Below are 19,392 nucleotides of genomic sequence, written 5' to 3'. Positions count from 1 at the left end.
CCTGGATCTTGGCTACCGAACGGGAGTCCGAATGGCCGACACACTCATCGTCGGGGGCGGTACCGCCGGGTGTGTCCTCGCGGAGCGGTTGAGCGCCGATCCGGCGCACGCGGTGCGGCTGCTCGAGGCCGGTCCGCTGTGGACGGGCCTCGACGCGATGCCCGCCGAGTTGCTGGACGCGGCGGCGTTGCCGATCGGACCGGAAGTGGGGTGGCTGTGGCGCTACGAGGTCGTTCTCGCCGGGGACCCGCCCGTGCCGGGAACCATCGTGCGCGGCAAGGTGATCGGCGGGTCGGGCGCGGTCAACGGCGGCTACTTCGTCCGCGCCACGGCGGCGGACTTCGAGGACTGGAACCGGGTGCTCGGCGGCTCGGACACCTGGTCGTCGGACGCGGTGCTGCCGTTCTACTGCCGGACCGAGCGCGACCTGGACTTCGGCGATCGACCTTGGCACGGTGATCGGGGCCCGATTCCGGTGGTGCGCACCGCGGATCCCGCCCCGGTCAGTGCGGTGTTCACGGACGCCTGCCTCGCCGCCGGGTTCGCCGAGGTGCCCGATCTCAATGCCCCCGACAGCGGAGAGGGTGTAGGCCGCGTGCCGTGCAATCGCGACCACGGCAGGCGGATCGGCCCGGCCATCGGCTATCTGCTGCCCGCTCTGGACCGCCCGAACTTGACGGTGCGCGGAGAAACGTTGGTCACGCGCGTCCGTTTCGACGGGACGCGGGCGGTCGGCGTCGAGTGGCTCCGCGACGGCGAGAGCGGCGTCGAATGGGCCGACCGCATCGTGCTCTGCGCGGGGGCGATCGAGTCGGCCGCGCTGCTGCTGCGTTCGGGCATCGGCGACCCGCGGCAGCTTCGACCGCTCGGCATCCCGGTCGTGCACGCCGCACCGGTCGGCGCCTGGCTCGGCGACCATCCGGAAGTGGGGATCTCCTACCTGCTCGACCTGGCCGAACCGCCGACCGTCCCGCTGGAGACCGTGCTCGAGGTCGGCGATGTCGAAATCCGCCCCTACGCCGTGTCCTTCACCCCCGGGGTGCGCAGGCTCGGCGTCACGCTGATGCGCCCGCGGTCCTCCGGGACGCTCCGCTTGCGATCGGCCGAACCGGGCGTCGCGCCGCTCATCGATTATCGATACCTCGCCGCGGAGACGGATCGTGCCCGGCTGTGCGAAGCGGTGGCGACCGCGGGCGAGCTGCTGCGCCGGATGAACGCGCGGCCGGTCGATCCGATTCCGCGGACCGGGGATCTCGACGCTTGGTTACGCGCGAATCTCGCCACTTCGCAACATTTATCCGGCACCTGCCGAATGGGCCGGGAAAACGACGCGGCGGCCGTGGTGGACGAGCTGTGCCGGGTGCACGGAGTAACCGGGTTGTCGATAGTGGATCTGTCCGTCGTGCCGGTGCCACTGGGTCGTGGGCCGCAGGCCACAACCATGATGATCGCGGAAAAGGTGGCCGCGCATTGCCGGGGTCGGCATCGGGTGTGACCTGGCGGACAAACCCGAACATCGGTCGGTGCCGCCCGGTATGCGCCGGTACAGTTTGGGGCGGAAAGAAAGGCAAATGGTCAGCAACATCGCAGGTGGGCGACCCCCACGGCCGGGCGTCGAGCCGGGCGCCCAACTCGGTGCGCTCGAAGTCTACGCCGCGCAGGCGCACGGATATCTCAGCGCGGGCGGCGATCAACTTGCCCGGCTCGCCGGTTTGTTGCGCCCTGCCGTGCTGGAGTCCTGGCTGCGCAGCGTGCGCGGCGGGATCGATCCGATGGACGCGGTCGACGGTCGCGGCCTGCGCGGGGCCGATTTGCAGCGCTATCTCCAGGCCCATCCGATTGCCGCCCTGATGCCTCTGATCGACAAATTGCTCGTACAGGACACGGCCAGAACGGGTTTGATCGTCGTGGTCGCCGATCAGTTCGGCCGGGTGCTCTCGGTGCACGGCGGCGCCGAGCAGGTCGCGGCCGCCGCGCAGATCGGCCTGCGCGCAGGCGACGATCTGAGCGAGCGCCGGATCGGCACGAATGCGGTCGGCCTGGTGGTGCGCACCGGGCGCGCCGCCTGGATCCACGGCCCGGAACACTTCCTGCACCGGATGCACCAGCTCACCGGCGCGGCGGCGCCGGTGCACGATCCGGACGGAAGGCTGGTCGGCGTGCTGATGATCGCCGGCGGCGTCCGCGTGGCCAAACCGGAGATCCTCGCGCTGGTCAAGGCCACCGCCACCGCCGCGGAAATGGACTTGCTGCTCACCGCGATGCGGTCCGGGGAGCGCGGAACGGGTCGCGGCAGACGCGACCCGGCGCCGCCGCATCCGGCGGGCAGGCTCGCGCTCGATGTGCTCGGCCTCGGGCAGCCGCAATTGAGCGTCGCGGATGATCGCGTGCCCTTGTCGCAGCGGCATGCCGAGATCCTGTTGCTGCTGGCCGAACATCCGGAGGGGCTCGGCGCCGATCATCTCGCGCTGCTGCTCGACGACACCGATCTGGACACCGGCACCATTCGCGCGGCCGTGTCCCGGTTGCGGGCGGTGGTCGGCCCGACCGTGTTCGGCTCCCGGCCTTACCGTCTCCGCGTTCCCCTCGCAACCGATGTGGAGGCGCTGCGCGCCGCGCTCGACTCCGGTGATGTCGATTCCGCATTACGGCTCTATGCCGGGCCGGTGCTGCCGCGTTCGAGCGCGCCGGGAATCATCGACATTCGCGACGAACTGCGGGTGCGATTGCGTACCGCGGTGCTGGGATCGGGAGACGCCGCGGCGCTGCGCCGGTGGACCGCTTGCCCGGAGGGGCGCGACGACGCCGCGGCATGGGCGGCCTACCGGGCCACGGTGGATCGTGACTCGCCGCTGTATGCGCAGATCGAGGCCAAGATCCGGGTGCTGGATCGCCGCCTCGGCGCCGATGCAACGCGAATGCAACGTTTCGGCTCATAATCTCCACAGCCATCGGTGTGCGCACGCTTCGCCGTGATCGAACGCGGTCGCGCGCCCAGGTCTGTCCTGGACTTCCGCCGCTGGTAGCCGCATTGGACGTCTGTCCAGAAGTTTTTAGTGCAAATAGTTCCTTTTTATTACGGAAGCGCCTAATGTTCGCACTGCACGGATGACGACCGTGTGACGTAGCTGACATAAGCCGTGGCGTCCGCTCCACGGCGATGACGTTGGAGGATCTGCCGAATTCCGCGCGATGCCCTTCGCATCGCTCGCGCTTCTCATCGAATCGCACGTGGTGTTCACGCCATGCGCCCGGACTGGGCAGCCGGGTGTAGCGGCTTGTTCGTGCTGCCCAAAAGCGTTCGGACAGCGGTTCTTTCGCCGAGTAGGAGGCTCTGGTGCACGATACGGAGTTGGGTGGGTACAGCGCGTTGCCGCAGCGTTCCGTCGAGCCGAAGCCGTCCCAGGCCGCCCCCGAGCCGTTCGCCCTGGCGCCCGCCCAGCTCGGCGTCTGGTACGCGCAGCTGCTCGAGCCGGATGTGCCGATCAACGTCGCCCAGTACGTGGACGTGCGCGGCGAGCTGGATGCCGCTCTTTTGCAGGAGGTCTCGGACGAGGCGGCGCGGGAGTACGAGTCGGCGCTGGTGCGGCTCGGCGAATCCGGCGGCATCCCGCACCAGTACGTCGACCCCGGGCTCTCGGTCGACATTCCGTTGATCGACCTGCGCGACCAGGCCGACCCGGTGGCCGCGGCGCACGACTGGATGCGCGCGGACGCGAGCGCGCCGGTCGACCTGCTCGCCGACCGGCTGTTCGCGGGCGCCGTGCTGCGCGTCGCCGAGCGGCGGTACTTCTGGTACCTGCGGGTCCATCACATCGTGCTGGACGGCTACGGCGCGCTGACCAACACCATGCGGGTGGCCGAGCTGTACACCGCCCGGGCGCTCGGCGCCGAACCCGAGGCCGTGCGGCCCGGGACGCTCGCCTCGCTGACCCGGGCCGAACTCGCCTACCGGGAAAGCCCCCGTTTCGAGTCCGATCGCGCGCACTGGGCGGGGCGGGTGGCCGGGCTGGACGGCGCGACCGGCCTCGCCGGTCGCTGCGCGCCGCGCTGCGCGACCAACCGGATCGCCGGGCGAGCGCTCGCCCCGGAGCTGGTCGAGCGGATCGGCTCCCTTGCCGCGAGCCAGGATTCGACGATCGCGGTGGTGCTGCTCGCGGCGTTCGCCGCCTACCTCGGACGGCTGACCGACCGGGACGAGGCGGTGCTGAGCCTGCCGGTGACCGCGCGCATCACCGCGGCGCTGCGGCGCTCGGCGGGCATGCTGTCGAACATCGTGCCGCTGCGGTTGCCCGTCGGCGGGAGCTGGGGCGATTTGCTGCGCGCCACCCGCGTCGAGGTCGCGGGCGCGCTGCGCCACCAGCGCTACCGGCACGAGGACATCCAGCGCGACGCCGAGCACGTCGCCGGTCACGCGCACCGCGGGTTGTTCGGGCCGCTGGCCAACATCATGCTGTTCCGCACCGATCTCACCCTCGGCGCGACCGTGGGGCGCTACCACGTGCTGTCCACCGGCCCGGTGGAAGACCTCGGCCTCAACGTCTACTACGGCGACCGCGACCGGGTGCACGTCGACTTCGAGGCCAACCCGGATCTCTACACCGCCGACGACACCGCACGGCAGCACGCCCGGTTCCTCCGCTACCTGGAGCGTCTGGTCGCCACCGAGCCGGATACCGCGCTCGCCGACGTCGACGTGGCGACCGAGCTGGAACTCGAGGTCAGCACCCGGATCTGGAACGAGACGGGTTTCGACGTGGAAGCGCGGCTGCCGGGCCGCTCGGCGGGCTCGGCTCCCATGGCGACGCTGGTGTCGATGTTCGAGGCGCAGGCGGCCCGCACGCCGAGCGCGGTGGCGCTGCGGGCCGCCGGTGCGCCGGACCTGACCTACCGCGACCTCGCGGAGCGCAGCCACCGGCTCGCGCGGGCGCTGATCGCGCTGGGTGTGGGACCCGAAACGGTGGTGGCGCTGCATCTGCCGCGCTCGCCGGAACTGGTGATCGCGATGTACGCGGTGCTCGCGGCGGGCGGCGCCTACCTGCCGCTGGACCCGGATCACCCGCCGGAGCGCACCGCGCACATCCTGGCCACGGCCCGTCCGGCCTGCGTGCTGACCGCGGGGGACGCTCATCCGCCCGTACCGGCCGGCCTGCCGGTGCTGCGGGTGGACCGGGGCGATGAAGCCGTCGCCGCCGCGCCGGTGTGGGACCGGGAACGCGTCGCGGCCCTGCGACCCGAGCATCCGGCGTATGTGATCTTCACCTCGGGATCGACCGGTCTGCCCAAGGGCGTCGCGATCACCCATCGCGCGATCGTGAACCGGTTGGTGTGGATGCAGCAGACCTATCGACTATCCGCGAAAGATGTTGTGCTGCAGAAGACTCCGGCGACGTTCGACGTGTCGGTGTGGGAATTCTTCTGGCCGCTGCAGATCGGCGCGACGCTGGTGCTCGCCCAGCCGGACGGGCACCGCGATCCCGCTTATCTGCGCCGGGCGATCGACGAATTCGGCGTCACCACAGCACATTTCGTGCCGTCCATGCTCGCGGCCTTCCTCGCGGACCGGCATGACGCGTACCGTACGTCGCTGCGTACGGTGTTCGCTTCCGGGGAGGCGCTGCCCGCCGCCCTCGCCCAGCGGCTGCGCGCCCTGACCGGCGCGCGCCTGCACAATCTGTATGGTCCCACGGAAGCGGCGGTAGACGTCACCTTCCATGAAGTCACCGACACCGATACCCTCTCGGTGCCGATCGGCGCGCCGGTGTTCAACACCAGGCTCTACGTCCTCGATTCGAGGCTGCGGCCGGTACCGGTCGGGGCGCCGGGTGAGCTGTATCTGTCGGGGGTACAGCTCGCCCGGGGCTACGTCGCGCGACCGGAACTGACCGCGGCGCGGTTCGTGGCCGACCCGTTCGGCGACCGGCCCGCGCGGGCGGGCGGGCGGATGTATCGCACCGGTGACCTGGTGCGATGGACTCCCCACGGCGAACTGGAGTACCTCGGACGCACCGACTTCCAGGTGAAGCTGCGCGGCCTGCGCATCGAACTCGGCGAGATCGAGGCCGTGCTCGGCCGGGTGGAGGCGGTGGACCGCGCGGTGGTCGTACTGCGCGACGACGCGGGCGTCGGCGAGCAGCTGGTGGCCTACGTCGTGGAAGCGGAGCCGGGTGCGGTGCGCACGGACCGGCTGCGCGCCGCGGCGGCCGAGGCGCTGCCCGGATATATGGTGCCCGCCGCCTGCGTGGTGCTCGACACACTGCCGGTGAACGCCTCGGGGAAGCTGGATCGCCGCGCGCTACCCGCTCCCAGCAGGGCGTCGACCGGCTACACCGCGCCCGCCACCGCCGTGGAGCTCGCGGTCGCGCGGGTGTTCGCCGAAGTGCTCGGTAACAAGCTGGTCGGTCGGGACGACGACTTCTTCGCACTCGGCGGAAACAGTCTGGTGGCCACGCAGGTCGCCGCCCGGCTGTCCGCCGACCTGAACTGCCCGCTCGGAGTCCGCGACGTGTTCGCCGCCTGCACGGTGGCCGAACTCGCCGCACTCGTCGAGCGGGCCGGTGGATCCGGCGGCGCGTCCTTGGTCGCGCAGCTGCGGGCACGGCCACGGCCGCCGCTGGTTCCGCTTTCTCCGGCGCAGCAGCGCATCTGGTTCCTCAACCGGTTCGAGCGATCCGGCGCGAGCTACAACATGCCGTTCGTGGTGCGCTTGCGCGGCGCGGTGGACCTCACCGCCCTGCGGCAGGCGCTCGAGGACGTGGTCATCCGGCACGAGGTGCTGCGCACGATCTTCCCCGCGCTGCTGCCCGGCGACAACGGCGGCCCGGCCGCACGGCAGATCGTGCTGTCGGTGGCGGAGGTGGCGGGCGCGCCGGAGGCGATCGGCGCCGCCGAGCTCGACGGGCGCCTGAGCGCGTTCGCCACGCGGGGCTTCGACCTGGAACGCGAGATTCCCCTCCGCGCCCGGATCTTCGCGGTGGACGACGGCGGTTACGCGCTCGCGCTGGTCCTGCACCACATCGCCGCCGACGGTCTGTCACTGCGCGTGCTGGCCCGCGACGTGATGAGCGCGTACGCGGCGCGCCGCGGCGGCGTCGTGCCCGCCTGGGCCCCGCTACCGGTCCAGTACGCCGACTACAGCCTCTGGCAGTACGAACTGCTCGGCTCCCCGGACGATCCGTTCGCGGCCACCCAGCTGTCGTTCTGGACCGGGACGTTGACGGGCGCGCCCGACCAGCTCGACCTGCCCGCCGATCGCCCCCGCCCGGCGGTCGCCTCCGGCCGGGGCGCGGTGTTCGGCTTCGAGCTACCCGGCGAACTGGCCGCTCGGATGAGCGAACTCGCTCGCGCACAGGGCATCTCGACCTTCATGCTGACGCACGCCGCGCTGGCCGCGCTGCTGTCGAGACTGTCCGGCAGCGGCGACATCGTGATCGGCACCCCGGTCGCCGGTCGTGGCGAGCGCGCCCTCGACGACCTGATCGGCATGTTCGTCAACACCCTGGCACTGCGCACCCGGGTCGACGCCGCCGAGCCGTTCTCCGCCCTGCTGGCGCGGGTCAGGGAACAGGACCTCGCCGCCTTCGGGCATGCCGAGCTGCCGTTCGAGCAGGTGGTCGCCGCGCTGGATCCACCGCGCTCGCAGGCGCGTCACCCACTGTTCCAAGTGCTGCTCGCCTTCGACAATGCCGAGCCAATCGAGTTCGAACTGCCCGAACTGTCGGTCGCCACCAGTACCCTGGACACCGGAGTGACCAAGCTGGATCTCCAGCTCACGGTCACCGAGAACTCCGCCGGCGCCGGACTCGGGGAAGGTTCGGCACCGGCGGGGGTTCCCGCGGAATTCTGCTACGCCACGGATCTGTTCGACGAAGCCACCGTCGCCGGATACGCCCGCGCGCTGATCCGCTTCCTGTGGGCGGCCACAGCCGATCCCGGGATCGCGGTAGGCGATCTGCCCCTTCTCGACCACGCGGAGCAAGCGCGCGCCCTCGCGGCGGAGCAGGCCGAGCCGGGCGCCCGAGATCCGGCGGCGACCTTGCTCACCGCCTTCGAGGCGCAGGTGCGGCGCACCCCGGACGCGGTCGCGGTACTGGACGATGAACGGCGGCTGACCTACGCGGAGTTCGCGGGCGAGGTCAACCGATTGGCGCGCAGGCTGATCGTCGCGGGCGTCGGCCCGGAGCGGATGGTCGTACTGGGAATGCGGCGTTCGGCCGACCTCGTGGTGGCCGCGTACGCGGTGCTGACCGCGGGCGGCGGGTATGTGCCGGTGGACCCCGACCAGCCCGCGGCCCGGATCGCGCAGGTGATCGCGGAGGCTCGCCCGGTCTGCGTGCTTGCCCGTTTCGGTGACGACCTGGGGGCGGAACTCGCCGATCGGTGCGCGCTCGCGGAGCGCCCGGCGACACCGATCATCGCCGCCGACTCCCCGGATCTCGCGAACTACTCCGACTCCCCGGTCACCGACGCGCACCGCCTGGCCCCCTTGCGCGCGTCCGGCGTCGCGTACGTCATCTTCACCTCGGGTTCGACCGGCCGTCCCAAAGGCGTCGCGGTGCAACACGACTCGGCGGTGAACCAGATCGAGTGGATCGCGGGCGAATACCGGATCGACGCGAACGACGTGGTGCTGTTCAAGACCCCGGCCACCTTCGACGTCTCGGTGTGGGAGCTGTTCGCCCCGCTCACCCGGGGCGCGCGGATGGTCGTCGCCGCCCACGACGGGCACCGCGACCCCCGGTACCTCGCCGCGGCCATCGCCGCGCACCGGGTCACGATGACCTCGTTCGTTCCGTCCATGCTCACGGTGTTCGCCGCCGCCGCGGCCCCGGAGGCGATCGCGTCCCTGCGCACCGTGCTGGTGGCGGGCGAGGCGATGACCGGTGAGGCCGCCGCCGCGTTCGCCGCGGTGAGCCCCGCGCGGCTGCACAACCTCTACGGGCCCACCGAATTCACCGTGCACGCCACGCACGCCCCCGTCGACCCGGCCGCGAGCGGTCCCGCGCCGATCGGGCGTCCGGTGCCGGGCAGCCGGGCCATGGTCCTCGACGCGCGGCTGCGACCGGTTCCGGACGCCGTGGTCGGCGAGCTGTACCTGTCCGGCGCGCAGCTGGCGCGCGGCTACCACGGCCGCGCCGACCTGAGCGCGGAGCGTTTCGTCGCCGACCCGTACGGGCCGGCGGGCAGCCGGATGTACCGGACCGGCGATCTGGTGCGTCGCCGCCGCGACGGCGCGCTGGAGTATCTGGGCCGCGGCGACTTCCAGGTGAAGCTGCGCGGCCAGCGGATCGAACTCGGCGAGATCGAGGCCGCCCTGCTCGCCATGGACGACGTGCGCGCCGCGGCGGTGCGGGTCGTCGCGCAGCCGTCCGGCGAGACGCTGGCCGCTTACGTGGTCGGCGCCGTCGCGCCCGAACGGCTCGCCGCGGAGTTGGCGCAACGGCTGCGCCGGGTGCTGCCCTCGTACATGGTGCCCACCGCGTACGTCCCGCTGGACGCCATGCCACTGACCGCCTCCGGCAAGCTCGACCGCCGGGCGCTGCCGGATCCCGCACCGGTCACCGAGACCTTCCGCCCGCCCGGCACGCCGCAGGAGCGGACCGTCGCCGCGGTGTTCGGGCAGGTGCTGAGCGTCGATCCGGTCGGCGCGGACGACGACTTCTTCGCACTGGGCGGGAATTCGCTGGTCGCCACGCAGATCGCGGCCCGTCTGGCGGACGCGCTGGACACCGAGGTGCCGGTGCGCGCGCTGTTCGAGTATCCGACCGTCGCGGCGCTGGCCGCGCACCTGTCCGGCGGCCGCAGGGCGCGTAACCGGGGGCCGCTGGTCGCCGGGCCGCGCCCCACGCTGGTTCCACTGTCCTACGCGCAGCAGCGCATGTGGTTCCTGAACCAGTTCGACGCGGCGTCGGTGGCCGACAATCTGGTCGCCGCCATCCGGCTGCGCGGCGCGCTCGAGCAGACGGCGCTGGCCGAAGCGGTCGCCGACGTGCTCGCCAGGCACGAGTCGCTGCGCACCATTTTTCCCGCGGCGGAGGGTATCCCGTATCAACTGGTGCTGCCGGTCGACGAGGCGCGGGTCGAGTTGGTCGTGGAAACGATCGGCGCGCAGGCACTGATGCAGCGGGTTCGCGAAGTGGTGGCCACGCCATTCCGGGTGGATCGCGAGCCGCCGGTGCGCCTGGTACTGCTGCGCCTCGGCCACGACGAGCACGTGCTCGTCGTCACGCTGCACCACATCGGCGCCGACGGCTGGTCGCTCGCACCGCTCACCCGTGATCTCATGCGCGCCTACCACGCGCGCCGCGCGGGCGGCGCACCCGACTGGACGCCACTGCCCGTCCATTACGCCGACTACGCGCTGTGGCAGCGGGCGAGCCTCGGCTCCGAGGACGACCCGGATTCGGTACTGGCCGAACAGATCCGGTTCTGGCAGGGGGAACTGGCCGGCCTGCCGGACGTGTCGGCGCTGCCGACCGATCGACCGCGCCCGGCCGCCGCGTCGGGTCGCGGCGCGCGCCACGCCTTCACCATCGATGCCGCGACCCAGCGCCGGTTGCGCGAGATCGCGGACGGGGCGAACGCCTCGCTGTTCATGGTGCTGCACGCCGCGTTCGCCACCCTGCTGGCCACACTGTCCGGGCAGCGGGACATCGTGATCGGCACCCCGGTGGCCGGTCGCGGCGACCGCGCGCTCGACGACCTGGTCGGCATGTTCGTCAACACGGTCGTGCTGCGCGCCGACGTCCGGGCCGATCTGACGTTCACCGACTTGGTCGCGGCGGTGCGCGATCGCGACCTGGCCGCCTTCGCCCACGCCGACGCGCCGTTCGAGCGCTTGGTCGAGGTGCTCGCGCCGGAGCGGTCGGCGGCCAGGCATCCGCTGTTCCAGGTGATGCTCGACTTGCAGAACACCGCGCGGACCGAACTCGAGCTGCCCGGCCTCACCGCGACCGGACTCGATATCGACACGGGCACCGCCAAATTCGATCTGCACCTGTCCGTGGCGGAAGCGGCGGACGGTTCCGGGCTCGCCGCGGTGTTCGAATACGCGACCGATCTGTTCGACCCCGCCACCGTCGAGGCGTTCGCGTCGCGCTTGCACCGGGTGCTCCACGCGGTGGTCGCCGATCCGCGGGTGTGCCTCGGCACGATCGATGTGCTGAGTCCCGGCGAACGCGCCCTCGTCCTGGACGCGTGGAACACCACCGGGCACCCGGTGGACCCGGCCGCGACGCTGGTGTCGCTGTTCGAGGCGCAGGCGGCCCGGACGCCCGAGGCGATCGCGCTGAGGTTCGAGGGCGAATCGATCGGCTACGCCGAGTTCGCGCGCCGGGTGCACCGGATGGCCAGGCTGCTGGTGTCGGTCGGCGTGCGGCCGGAGAAGCCCGTGGCGGTGGGCATGCGGCGGTCGGCCGATCTCGTGGTGGCGCTGTACGCGGTGCTCGCGGCGGGAGGAGCCTATGTCCCGATCGATCCGGAGCATCCGGCCGAGCGGGTCGCCGACGTCTTGCGGACGGTGCGTCCGGTCTGCGTGCTGACCCGCTCCGAGGACGGGCTCGAGCTGCCCGATCCGGCCACCGGCAGCGGGCTGTGGGCCGTGCTGGATGTCGACCTGTTCGACACCGAGGACTACGCCGACGAACCGCTGTCCGATGCGGACCTGCTCGGGACGGTTACCGCGTCGAATACGGCGTATGTGATTTTCACGTCGGGTTCGACGGGTCGTCCGAAGGGTGTTGCTGTCTCGCATGCGGCGATCGTGAACCGTTTGGTGTGGATGCAGTCCGCGTACGAGTTGACCGCCGATGATGTGGTGTTGCAGAAGACGCCTGCGACGTTCGATGTGTCGGTGTGGGAGTTCTTCTGGCCGTTGCAGGTGGGTGCGCGGTTGGTGGTGGCGAAGCCGGATGGGCATCGTGACCCTGCCTATCTGGCGGAGATCATCAGCGCCGAGAAGGTGACCGTCACTCACTTCGTGCCGTCGATGCTGGCGGTGTTCGTGGCGGATGCCGGGGCGGCGCGGTGTGATTCGTTGCGGTTGGTGTTCGCTTCTGGTGAGGCGTTGCCGCCGAAGCCCGCGCATCGTCTGCGTGAGTTGACCGGTGCTGTGTTGCACAACCTGTACGGTCCGACCGAGGCGGCGGTCGACGTCACTTTCCATGAGGTTGTGGATGCTGATACCGAGTCGGTGCCGATCGGTGCGCCGGTGTTCAACACGCAGGTGTTCGTCTTGGATGCGCGTCTGCGTGCGGTGCCGGTGGGTGTCGCGGGTGAGTTGTACCTCGCCGGTGTCCAGCTGGCACGGGGTTATGTGGCGCGTCCGGATCTGACGAGTGACCGGTTCGTGGCCAACCCCTACGGGGAGCCTGGTGGGCGGATGTATCGCACGGGTGACTTGGTGGCGTGGTCCGAGCACGGTGAACTGGAGTATTTGGGCCGTACCGATTTCCAGGTGAAGTTGCGTGGTCTGCGTATCGAGTTGGGTGAGATCGAGCAGGCGCTGACGGGCCTCGAGGAAGTCGCCCAAGCGGTCGTCGTGGTGCGCGATGACGCCGGAACCGGTGAGCGCCTCGTCGCCTACCTGATCGAAGCGCCCGGCGCGCGAGTCGACCTCGGCGCGGTCGAAGCGACGCTCACCCGGCGGTTACCGGCATACATGATGCCCTCGGCATACGTCGTGCTGACCGAGTTCCCGGTCAACGCCTCCGGCAAGCTGGACCGCCGCGCGCTGCCCGCACCAGCGGTCGAGTCCGCGCGATTCCGGGCGCCCGCGACACCGGTACAGAAACTCGTCGCCGCCACGGTCGGTGAGCTGCTCGGCGTCGACCGGGTAGGGCTGGACGACGATTTCTTCGCCCTCGGCGGCAACTCGCTCACCGCCGCCCGGCTGGTGGCCCGGCTCGGCGCCGCGCTCGACACCCGACTGCCGGTGCGGGCGCTGTTCGACGCGCCGACGGTCGCCGCACTGGCCGCGCGGGCCGAATCGCACCGCGGCGATGGCGGTCGGGCACCGCTGCGCCCGCTCCCGCGGCCGGACCGGATTCCGCTGTCCCCGGCCCAGCAGCGCATCTGGTTCGTCAACCGCTTCCACGCCGACGGGCAAGCGGGCGCGATCGACAATATCCCGGTCGCGCTGCGGCTCTCGGGTGATCTCGACCTCGCGGCGATGACCACGGCGTTGGCCGACCTGGTGGCCCGGCACGAGACCTTGCGCACCGTCTACCCGGACGGCCCCGATGGGCCCGAGCAACGGGTGCTGCCCTCGGCGACGCCTGACGTTCCGGTAGTGCGGGTGACCGAAACGGCACTGCCGGAACGGCTTCGGCTGCTGGCTGCCGCGTCCTTCGATCTGGTGACCGAGACACCCCTGCGCGCAGTGCTGTTCGCGATCGATGACGCGGCGCAGGAGTATGTGCTCGCCCTGGTGCTGCACCACATCGCCGCGGACGGATTCTCCCTCGGACCGCTGGCCGAGGATCTGATGACCGCCTACCTGGCGCGCCGCGCCGCCGCCACGCCCGCATGGGACGCCCTGCCGGTGCAGTACGCCGATTACACGCTCTGGCAGGCCGATTCCGCCGACGCCGAGCGGCAGCTCGACTACTGGCGCAGCGCCTTGGACGGCCTGCCGGAACAGCTCGAGCTGCCCACCGACCGTCCGCGCCCGCCGGTCTCGTCGCATCGCGGCGCGACACACCGCCTGCGCATCGACTCCGATCTGCACAGTGAACTGGGCGAGCTGGCGCGCAAGCGGGAGACCACGCTGTTCAGCACGGTGCACGCGGCGCTGGCGGTGCTGCTGGCCCGCCTGTCCGGCGGCTCGGACGTCGCGATCGGCACCCCGGTCGCCGGACGCGGCGACGCGGCGCTGGACCGGCTCGTCGGCATGTTCGTCAACACGCTGGTGCTGCGGACCGCCGTCGACTCCAGAGCCCGCTTCGAGACCGTGCTGGACGCGGTGCGCGACCAGGACATCGACGCGCTCTCGCATGCCGACGTGCCGTTCGAACGTCTCGTCGAAGTGCTCGCGCCCACCCGCTCGCGCAACCGTCATCCGCTGTTCCAGGTGGCGCTGAGCTTCCAGAACTTCACCCTGCCCGAGTTCGAGCTGCTCGGCCTGCGGGTGAGCGCGCAGGAGTTCGACGCGCCGGTCGCCGAATTCGACCTCCAGTTCACCGTGCTGGAGTCCAATGACCGGGACGGCCGCGCCGACGGCATGCAGGTCGAGATCCGCTACGCCACGGACCTTTTCGACGCGTCGGCGATCGCCGTGCTCGGCAGGCGGTTCACCCAGGTGCTCGCCGCCATCGCCGCCGATCCCACGGTGGTCGTCGGTGACATCCAGTTGCTCAGCGCCGAGGAACAGCACCGCGCGCTGTACGAATGGCCGGTCGGCGGGGACGACATCGCCGATGTGGCAGGCGACCTGGCCGAGCGTTTCGCGCGGGCCGCCGCGCTGGACCCGGACGCCGTCGCGGTGCGTGACGGTGCGCGGTCGCTGTCCTACGCCGAACTCGACGAATGGTCCAATCGGTTGGCACGGCGGCTGGCGGCCGCGGGCGTCGGGCCGGAAACGCTGGTGGCCGTCGCGCTGCCCCGCTCGGCGGAACTGGTGGTCGCCCTGCTCGCCGTGCTCAAGGCGGGCGGCGGGTACCTGCCGATCGACCCGGCCTACCCGGACGACCGGATCGAATACGTCCTCGACGACGCCCGCCCGATCTGCGCGATCGCCGGAGCCGCCACCGAGTTGCCGCGCGGCTGGTTCGGCGGACCGGTGATCGACGTCGACGCGCCGAACCTCACGGAGTTCAGCGGCGCGCCGGTCACCGACGCGGACCGGCGCGCCCCGCTGCATCGCGCACACGTGGCCTACGTCATCTACACCTCCGGATCCACCGGCAGGCCCAAAGGAGTTGTGGTGCCGCACCGCAACGTGCTTCGGCTGCTGGACAACACGCGGCGGCGCTTCGGTTTCGGGCCTGCGGACGTGTGGACCCTGTTCCACTCCTATGCCTTCGACTTCTCCGTGTGGGAACTGTGGGGACCGCTGTCGACCGGCGCCACGGTGGTGGTGGTCGACTACTACACCTCGCGCTCGCCGCAGCAGTTCCGGGATCTGCTGATCGCCGAGCGGGTCACCGTGCTCAACCAGACGCCGTCGGCGTTCTACCAGCTCGTCGCCGCCGATGCGGCCGGACCGGAAGCCGGATTCGCTCTGCGCACCGTGATATTCGGCGGCGAAGCGCTGGAGCCGCAGCGCCTGGCCGGTTGGTTCGCCCGCTATCCGGACGCGCCCCGCCTGGTGAACATGTACGGCATCACCGAGACCACGGTGCACGTGTCCTATCGCGAGATCGACCGGCACACCGGGTCGTCGAGCGTGATCGGTACGGCGCTGCCCGGACTGACCGTTCGCCTGCTCGACGACCGGTTGCGGCCCGTGCCGGTGGGTGTGCCGGGGGAGATCTACGTGTCCGGCGGCCAGTTGGCGCGCGGCTACCTGCACCGTCCCGCCCTGACCGCCGCCCGTTTCGTCGCGGACCCGTACGCGGGCGACGGCTCGCTCACCTACCGCTCCGGCGATCTGGCCCGCTGGACCTCCGCCGGTGAGCTGGAGTACCTCGGACGCGCCGACCAGCAGGTGAACCTGCGCGGCTTCCGTATCGAGCTGGGCGAGATCGAGGCCGCGCTGATCGACGCCTGTGACGCGGTGCGGGAGGTGGCCGTGGTGGTGCGCGCCGACCTGGTGGACGAACCGCGCATCGTGGCGTATGTGGTGGCCGTCGACGACTCGGACGACTCGATCGACGCCGCCGCGCTGCGGCAAGCCGTGGCCTACCGTCTGCCCGAGCACATGGTGCCCGCCGCGATCGTGCCGGTGCGACGAATCCCGTTGACCGTCAACGGGAAGCTCGACCGTGCGGCGCTGCCCGCGCCACGGTTCGAATCGACCGTCTACCGGCCGCCGTCCACACCGAGCGAACGCGTCGTGGCCGAGGTGTTCGCCGAAGTACTCGGCGTGGCACGTCCCGTGGGCGCCGACGACGACTTCTTCGCGCTCGGCGGCAGCTCCCTGCTGGCCGCCAAGGCGGTCAGCCGAATCGGCGTGGCGCTGGGCCGGACGGTCGGGGTCCGGGCGCTGTTCGAAGCTCCCCGGGTCGCGGACCTGGCCGTCGTGGCGAGCACGGTGGCCATGGGCGGCACCCGGCCCGCGCTGCTGGCGGCGCCGCGTCCGGAGCGGATGCCGTTGTCGCCCGCGCAGCAGCGGATGTGGTTCCTGAACCGGTTCGACCCGTCCTCCACCGCCTACAACATTCCGGTGACCCTGCGGCTGTCCGGGCGACTGGACGTGGCCGCGTTGCAGGCCGCGCTCGGTGACGTGGTCGCCCGGCACGAGGCGCTGCGCACCCGTTATCCGCAGGTCGACGGCGAACCGGTGCAGTTCATCGCCGCCGCCGCCGAGGCCACCCCGGTGCTGCGGCCGATCGACATCGCGGAAGACGAGGTACCGCGGCGCATTCGGGAGCTGGCCGAGACGACCTTCGACGTCACCGCCGAGGTCCCGCTGCGGATGCGGCTGCTGCGGGTGGTCAGGGCGGGCGCGCGCCCCGCGGACGGGCACGGCGAATTCGTGCTGGCCGGAGTGCTGCACCACATCGCCGCCGACGGCTCGTCCATCGCGCCGTTCGTGCGGGACCTGATGCTCGCCTACACCGCGCGCCGCGACGGCACGGCGCCGGAGTGGACGCCGCTCGCCGTGCAGTACGCCGATTACGCCCTGTGGCAACGCGCCCTGCTCGGCGCCGAGGACGACCCCGATTCGGTGGCGGCCCGCGAGATCGCGTTCTGGAGCGAGACCCTCGCCGGACTGCCCGACCAGCTGGCGCTGCCCACCGACCGCCCTCGTCCGGCGAAGCAGAGCCTGCGCGGGGACAAGGTGCCGCTGACGATCGGCGCGCGGCTGCACGCGGATCTCGTCGCGCTCGGCAGGCGGCACGGCGCGACGCTGTTCATGGTGGTGCACACCGCGTTCGCGGTGCTGCTCGCGCGCTGGTCCGGCGCCGGTGACATCGCCATCGGCACGCCGGTGGCCGGTCGCGGCGCGGCCGAACTCGACGACGTCATCGGGATGTTCGTCAACACCCTCGTGCTGCGCGTCGGCGTCGACGGCGGCGAGCCGTTCGCCGGACTCCTGGCGCGGGCGCGGGCCGCCGACCTCGCGGCGCTCGAACACGCCACCGTGCCCTTCGAGCGCCTGGTGGAAGTGCTCAACCCGGTGCGCTCGACCGCCCGGCACCCGATGTTCCAGGTCGGCTACTCGTTCCAGAACCACGAGCGTGGACAGCTGCGGCTGCCCGGCCTCGAGGTCGAGGAACTCGACTTCGACAACGGCGTGGCGCAATTCGACCTGCACCTGTTCGCGGTGGACGCCTACGACACCGACGGCGCGCCCGACGGCATCGAGCTGGCCCTCCGTTATGCCACCGATCTGTTCGAGCGGCCCACCGCTTTCCGGTTCGCCGCACAGCTGCGCAGGGTGCTGGAAACGGTAGCGGTCCGCCCGGACCTACCCGTCGGCGACATCGATCTGCTCGGGACCGACCGGTCACTGGTGCTGGCCGAATGGAACCGGACCCGGCAGCCGGTCCCGCCCGCCACGCTGGCGGATCTGATCGCCGAGCAGATCGCGCGCAGCTCCGGGGCGGTCGCCCTGGTGGACGCGACGACCGGAGCCGAGTTGCGCTACGCCGAGTTCGGCGAACAGGTGAACCGATTGGCGCGCAAGCTCATCGCGCACGGTGTCGGCCCGGAGTCGACGGTCGTGCTGGCGATGCGCCGTTCGCCGGAACTGGTCGTCGCCATGTACGCGGTGGTGTGCGCCGGGGGCGCGTATGTGCCCATCGATCCGGACCATCCGGCCGAGCGGATCGTCCACATCATCTCCACCGCTGCTCCCGCCGTGCTCTTGACCACCTCGCGCGACGGCTTACCGGCCGGAACGAACCGCACGGCGATGGAAGTCGACCGACTCGACCTCGCCGAATTCGCCGCGACCCCGATCACGGACGCGGAGCGGGTGCGGGCGCTGCGTCCGGAGCATCCGGCCTACGTCATCTTCACCTCCGGTTCGACGGGCCTGCCCAAAGGCGTGACGATCCCGCACGTCGCCATCGTGAATCAGCTGGCCTGGATGACCAGGGAATTCGGCCTCGGGGCGAACGATGCCGTGCTGCTGAAGACGCCCGCGACCTTCGACCTGTCCGTGTGGGAGTTCTGGTCTCCGCTGGTCACCGGAGGACGCCTGATCATCACCGCACCCGGCGCGGAACGCGATCCGGACCGGCTGCGCGCGCTGCTGCGCCGCCACGGCGTGACCGTGCTGTACGCCGTTCCCGCCTTGATCGGCATGCTGCTGGCGGTGGAGCCGGGAGCCGCGCTGCCGGAAACCCTGCGCGGAGTGCTCGCCATCGGCGAGGCGCTGCCGCCCGCCACGGCCGCGGACTTCCTGCGCCGCCACCGCGCCGGGACCGCGCTGGACAACCTCTACGGTCCCACCGAGGCGGCGGTGTCGATCACCGCGTTCCCGGTGCGCACACCGCCGGAGCACACCGTCCCGATCGGGTCGCCCGTCTGGAACAGCCGGGTCTACGTGCTGGACGCGCGATTGCGGCCCGCGCCGATCGGCGTGCCCGGCGAGTTGTATCTCGCCGGCGCGCAGCTGGCGCGGGGCTACCAGCGGCGTCCGGCGCTGACCGCGGACCGCTTCGTGGCCGATCCGTTCGCGGTGGAACTCGGCGCCGCGGCGGGCGAGCGGATGTACCGCACCGGCGACATCGTGCGCAGGCGTCCAGACGGCACGCTGGAATACCTGGAGCGCGCCGACTTCCAGGTGCAGATCGGCGGCTTCCGCATCGAACTAGGCGAGGTGGAGGCCGCTCTGCGGCGGCAGCCCGGGGTGAGCGCAGCGGTCGCGGTGGCGCGGGCCGACGAACGCGCCGGAACGCGGCTCATCGCGTATGCCGCTGTGCCCGACGCGGATCCGGAGTCGTACGCCGACTCGGCCGTTTCGCTGCGCACGGCCGTGGCCGCGCAGCTGCCCGGGTACATGGTGCCTGCCGTCGTCGTCGTGCTCGCGGCGCTGCCGCTCACCGCCAACGGCAAGATCGATCGCACCGCGCTGCCCGAGCCGGTGTTCGCCGAGGCGGCATCCCGCGCACCGGCCGGTGCGCTGGAGCGGCTGGTCACGGACGTGTTCGCCGAGGTCATCGGCGTGCGGACGGTGAGCGTCGACGACGACTTCTTCGCCAGGGGCGGCAATTCCCTGATGGCCACCCGGCTCGCGGCCCGGCTCGGCGCGGCACTGGGCGGCCACGTCCCGGTGGCGGCGGT

The 19,392-nt window shown here is 71.4% G+C and carries 3 protein-coding genes; all 3 read left to right on the top strand.

Translation table 11 applies throughout. The features are described 5' to 3' along the window. The first annotated feature begins 31 nt into the window (after nucleotides 1-31). The gene (gene mftG, locus NG1_RS04860; protein ID WP_062968420.1) at nucleotides 32-1,495 is read left to right on the top strand and encodes a mycofactocin dehydrogenase MftG; all 1,464 of its coding nucleotides are present in this window, start codon (nucleotides 32-34) and stop codon (nucleotides 1,493-1,495) included. A 76-nt stretch (nucleotides 1,496-1,571) separates the two neighbouring features. Continuing rightward, nucleotides 1,572-2,939 (top strand): GAF domain-containing protein, encoded by a 1,368-nt coding sequence (locus NG1_RS04855; protein ID WP_062968417.1) that lies wholly within the window; start codon nucleotides 1,572-1,574, stop codon nucleotides 2,937-2,939. A 398-nt stretch (nucleotides 2,940-3,337) separates the two neighbouring features. After that, nucleotides 3,338-19,392 (top strand): non-ribosomal peptide synthetase (locus NG1_RS04850; RefSeq protein ID WP_062968415.1); only part of this gene is annotated, 16,055 nt, incomplete at its 3' end.

The organism is Nocardia gamkensis NBRC 108242 (genome assembly GCF_001612985.1).
GTDB lineage: Bacteria > Actinomycetota > Actinomycetes > Mycobacteriales > Mycobacteriaceae > Nocardia > Nocardia gamkensis.
The sequence above is the reverse complement of the archived record's forward strand: the minus strand, read 5'-3'. Positions and strand labels throughout refer to the sequence as shown.